4 protein-coding genes and 1 pseudogene are annotated in these 4,207 nt (G+C 77.8%); 4 read left to right on the top strand and 1 reads right to left on the bottom strand.

The features are described from left to right. The 4 genes and pseudogenes from ABD308_RS20235 to ABD308_RS20220 all read left to right on the top strand — a co-directional run. Positions 1 to 415 (top strand): annotated as a pseudogene (locus ABD308_RS20235) (LLM class flavin-dependent oxidoreductase); the annotation flags it as partial. Beyond that, on the top strand, positions 412 to 1,509 hold the full coding sequence (locus ABD308_RS20230) for an LLM class flavin-dependent oxidoreductase (protein WP_344337242.1): 1,098 nt from the start codon (positions 412 to 414) through the stop codon (positions 1,507 to 1,509). The pseudogene ABD308_RS20235 and the gene ABD308_RS20230, both read left to right, overlap by 4 nt. Before the next feature lie 179 nt (positions 1,510 to 1,688). Further along, a complete protein-coding gene (locus ABD308_RS20225) occupies positions 1,689 to 2,360 on the top strand; it encodes a hypothetical protein (RefSeq protein ID WP_344337240.1) in 672 nt (223 codons plus the stop codon). Between the two features lie 40 nt (positions 2,361 to 2,400). Continuing rightward, positions 2,401 to 2,820, top strand: a complete 420-nt coding sequence (locus ABD308_RS20220) for an NTP pyrophosphohydrolase (RefSeq protein ID WP_344337251.1) — start codon at positions 2,401 to 2,403, stop codon at positions 2,818 to 2,820. 12 nt (positions 2,821 to 2,832) lie between these two features. Here the strand turns inward: ABD308_RS20220 and ABD308_RS20215 are convergent, their stop codons facing one another. Then, positions 2,833 to 3,711, bottom strand: coding sequence for a hypothetical protein (locus ABD308_RS20215; RefSeq protein ID WP_344337238.1), 879 nt, complete (start codon positions 3,709 to 3,711; stop codon positions 2,833 to 2,835). Positions 3,712 to 4,207 lie beyond the last annotated feature (496 nt).

Here is a 4,207-nt window from a genome sequence, read left to right as displayed (position 1 = left end):
CGCCGATGTGGCGATCGTCCCGTACACCGGGCCCGCCGAGGCCCGGGCGCTCCGCCAGGACCTCGCCGAACGGCTCTCCGCGCACGGCCGGTCCCCCGGCGCGCTCAGGGTCCTCACCGCCGTCACCTACGCGCTCGGCGGCGCGCCCGCCACCGCGCGGGAGGGCGCCGCCGACATCGCCGGCACACCGGGCGAGGTCGCCGACGCGCTCACCGCGTACGCCCGCGACGGCGGTTCGGACGGCTTCCTGCTCACCCCGCACCCCGCCGCCGGCCCGCTGGACGAGTTCGTCGACCAGGTGGTGCCGCTGCTCCGGGCGCGCGGCGCGCACCGCACCGGGTACACCGGCACCACCCTCCGCGACCACCTCGGGCTCGCCCGGACCCGCCGACCGAGCCGGGAGACCGCCGCATGACCGACCCCCTGAGCCCCGTTCAGGACCAGCCGCCGCTGCACCTCGCCGTCGCCCTGGACGGGGCCGGCTGGCACCCGGCCGCCTGGCGCGCCGAGGGCGCCCGCCCCGGCGAGCTGTTCACCGCCGGGTACTGGGCCGACCTGGTGACGGAGGCCGAAAGCGGCCTGCTCGACCTGGTCACCTTCGAGGACGCCCTGGCCGTCCAGTCCGTGAGCCTGCGCGGGCCCGACGAGCGCACCGACCAGGTGCGCGGCCGGCTCGACGCCGTCCTGATCGCCGCCCGGGTCGCGCCGCTGACCTCGCGGATCGGGCTGGTGCCCACCACCAACGTCACCCACACCGAGCCGCTCCACCTCTCCGCGGCCCTCGCCACCCTCGACCAGGCCGCCCCCGGCCGGGCCGGCTGGCGCCCGCAGGTCTCCGCCCGCGCCGACGACGCCGCCCACTTCGGCCGCCCCGCCCCGGCGACGCTCGCCGAGGCCGACCTCGCCTCCCCCGAGACGATCTCCGGCCGCCTCTCCCCGCTCTTCGACGACGCCGCCGAGGTGCTGGCCACCGTCCGCCGGCTCTGGAACGGCCGCGACCACGACCTGCCCGTCACCGTCCTCGCCCACGCCCGCATCCCGTACGAACTGGCGGCCAGGGGCGGCGACGTCGCGTTCATCACCCCGCGCTCCCCCGACGACGCGGCCGCGATCCTCACCGAGGTCGCGACCGCCGCCACCGCCGTCGACCGGCCCGCCGACCGCCCCCTCAAGGTCTTCGCCGACCTCCTGGTCCTGCTCGACGACCGCCCCGGCGAGGCCGCCCGCCAGAAGGCGCGGCTCGACGAGCTCGACGGCGCCCCGCTCGCCTCCGACGCCGAGGTCTTCGCCGGCACCCCCGGCGAACTCGCCGACCTCCTCCTCGCCTGGCGCACCGTGGAGACGGCCGGCCTGCGCCTGGACGGCTTCCGGCTGCGCCCCGCCCGCCTCCCCCACGACCTCCTGGCGATCACCCGCGCGCTCGTCCCCGAACTCCAGCGCCGCGGCGCCTTCCGCACCGCCTACCGGTCCGCCGCCCTCCACGGCCGCCTCGGCCTGACGGCCCGGTAGGACGGCGGCCGTGACGGGGCCGGCCGGACCGATGACTCCCTCGGTCCGGCCGGCCCGCGGACGTCAGGCGCGGGTGACCTTGCCCGTGGTGCCGGCGGTCCCGGGGTGTCGGTGCGGGGTCGTAGATTCGGCGCGACAGAGCAGGAGTCGAGCGCATCTTGGACAGGACGGCGAGCCCGATGAACCCCGCGACCCCGAACCCCCCGAGCTCCCCCGGCGACGCGCACGGCGTCGCGCTGACGGAGCGCGCCATCGCCTCCGTCGCGGCCGATCCGCACCGGCCGATCCTGGACTACGGGCCGTGGGCCGGGCCGTGGCTGACCGGGGAGCCGGAGCCGCTGGCGGCCGGACCGCTGGCCGGGGCGGTGTTCCCGAGCGGGCGGCCGCTGCCGCCGAGCCTGCGGCGGTGGCTGGCGTTCGACGCCGGGCTGCTGCGCCGGTTCGGGTGGCTCGACGGGGACGGGCGGTTCACGCCGCGGTCGCTGGGCGAGCTGGCGCGGGACGAGTTCGGGGACCTCTGGGGCTCGTGCTTCGACACCGTCTCGGACCGCTTCGACGAGTGCTTCCTGCTGCCGGGCGGGTCGGACTCCCGCCGCGTGCTGGCGACCGGGGTGGGCGACGAGCACGGCGAGTACCCGGTGTTCGCGCTGGACACCGACGACATCCCGTGCGTCGAGCTGATGTACCCGGGGCTGGACGTCTACCTGGCCGACACCTCGGGCGTCATCACCGTCGAACTCGACGGGTACTCCTGCCTGGCCCGCGACCCCGCGTACGCCCGGCGGATGCTCACCCACGCGGGCCACGTGTTCGGCGGCGGGTTCGCCGAGGAGTGCCTGCCCGACCTCTGACGCGGGACCGGGCGGAAGGGGCGTGACAGACTTGTCCGTCATGGGTGAGAGCGTGCCGCTGCTGGTGGTGGACGGGGCCAATGTGGTCGGGTCGGTGCCGGACGGCTGGTGGCGGGACCGGCGGGCGGCGGCGGAGCGGCTGCGGGACGCGCTCGCGGCGGTCGGCGGTCGTGGGCTGGGCGGCGAGGGGGCCGGTCCGCCCGGATGGGCGCGGACGGGGCCGCTGGAGGTCGTGCTGGTCGTGGAGGGCGCCGCCCGGGGGGTCGCGGCGACGCCGGAGGTGCGGGTCGAGGCCGCGCCCGGCAGCGGCGACGATCTGATCGTCGACCTGGTCGCGGCGGCGCTGGCCGCGAGCCCCGGACGGAACTGCCTGGTCGTCACCGCCGATCGCGGACTGCGCGCCCGGGTCACCGTTCTCGGTGCCGCGGTGGCGGGGCCCCGGGCGGTCCGGCCGGTCTGAGCCGGGAACGGGTCACGGCGCCGGGGGCGGCCGGCCGTACAGCTCGGCCATCGCCCCCGGCAGGGGCGGGCCGCCGGGATCCGCCGCGCGCCGGGCGGCGACCGAGGTGGGCAGCATCACCACCGCGACGAGCAGCGCCGCGACGGCGAAGGCGGCGAACCCGGCGATGCTGAGCGGCAGCGCCATCCAGGTGCTGAGCCAGGTCACCAGCCACAGCTTCAGCAGGTTGCCCGCCGTGGCGACCGCCAGACCGGCCGCCGACCGCAGCCGCACGCCGCGTCCCGGCAGCGACAGCCGGCTGAACTTGGGACCGAGCACCGCCCCCAGGGCGACCAGCGTGAGCAGTTGCCGCCAGCCCGGGCCGTGAGCCAGCGCGGTGCCGTCGAGCACGGCGACCACCAGCGTGAGACCGGCGACGGCGAGCAGGTGCCGCGCGACGTCCCGCAGCGCCGACCCGTCCCCGTCGCGGTCGGCCAGGACGGACCAGAGGTGGCGCACCGTCACGCCCACGAGCATCACCACCACGGCGGCGACCACCGTCGCCCCCGGACCGGACAGCCGGGCGGACAGGCCCAGCCCGTCGGCCAGGCGCACCGCCAGCCAGAGCGCCACCGGCTCCGCCGCCAGCAGCGCCGGGACCAGCAGCAGCGCTCCGAGGCAGGACGCGCAGGAGCGGTCCGGCGGGAGCCGGCGGACCAGCGCGCCCCCGGCGGCGTGCACGGCCACCAGGAGCGCCGCCGCGCCGAGCACGGCGGCGCACCCGTTCGCGGGCGGACCGCCCAGGTCGAAGCCCGCCACCACGGCGGCGGCGACGGCCAGGCCGACGGCGGTGGCCACCAGGTCGGGCAGCAGGGCGGCCGGACCGGCCGCCGGCCGGGATCCGTTCGACATCCGTCCCCCCCCCGGAGTCGGGCGTGTTCGGCCATGGTTCCCCGCCCGCCCGTCCGCGACCCGTTTGACGGTTCGCCATTTCGCCTGATGGCGGCCCCGCCGGGGCGCCCCGCACCCTTCCGCGCCGGGGCGCACGACCGCGCTCCTTAGCACGAAGCGGCGCGTGCTCGTGGCAAGTTCACCGGGAGTCCGCTCGCATTGGCGAACTGGGCGTGGGCGCCCGTTCACAGCGGGCGGCGCACGGTAAACCTGAGGCCGACACCGGCCCGGTCGCGGGTCCCGGGGTCCGGCCGGGCCGCCCCCGCCGGCGCGCGGCGCACGGTGACGGCGGGTCCCGGCGCCCACCCGCTCCGCCCTGAACACGCACGCCCCTCGGGCCGACCGCCCGCCCCTTCCCCCCACCACTCTTCGACCGTTTTGAGGATGCTGAATGCTTGGTGCTGGTTCGTCACCCGGACGCCGGCGCTCCGCCCCCGTGCTCGTCTGGCTCCTGCCC

It is taken from the genome of Kitasatospora putterlickiae (assembly GCF_039527695.1).
In the GTDB taxonomy this organism is placed as follows: domain Bacteria; phylum Actinomycetota; class Actinomycetes; order Streptomycetales; family Streptomycetaceae; genus Kitasatospora; species Kitasatospora putterlickiae.
The sequence above is the reverse complement of the archived record's forward strand: the minus strand, read 5'-3'. Positions and strand labels throughout refer to the sequence as shown.

Bases quoted from the DNA above. Each gene is read 5' to 3' on its own strand.
- ABD308_RS20225 (WP_344337240.1), top strand. From the start codon at position 1,689: ATGAACCCCGCGACCCCGAACCCCCCGAGCTCCCCCGGCGACGCGCAC.
- ABD308_RS20215 (WP_344337238.1), bottom strand. From the start codon at position 3,711: ATGTCGAACGGATCCCGGCCGGCGGCCGGTCCGGCCGCCCTGCTGCCC.
- ABD308_RS20230 (WP_344337242.1), top strand. From the start codon at position 412: ATGACCGACCCCCTGAGCCCCGTTCAGGACCAGCCGCCGCTGCACCTC.
- ABD308_RS20220 (WP_344337251.1), top strand. From the start codon at position 2,401: ATGGGTGAGAGCGTGCCGCTGCTGGTGGTGGACGGGGCCAATGTGGTC.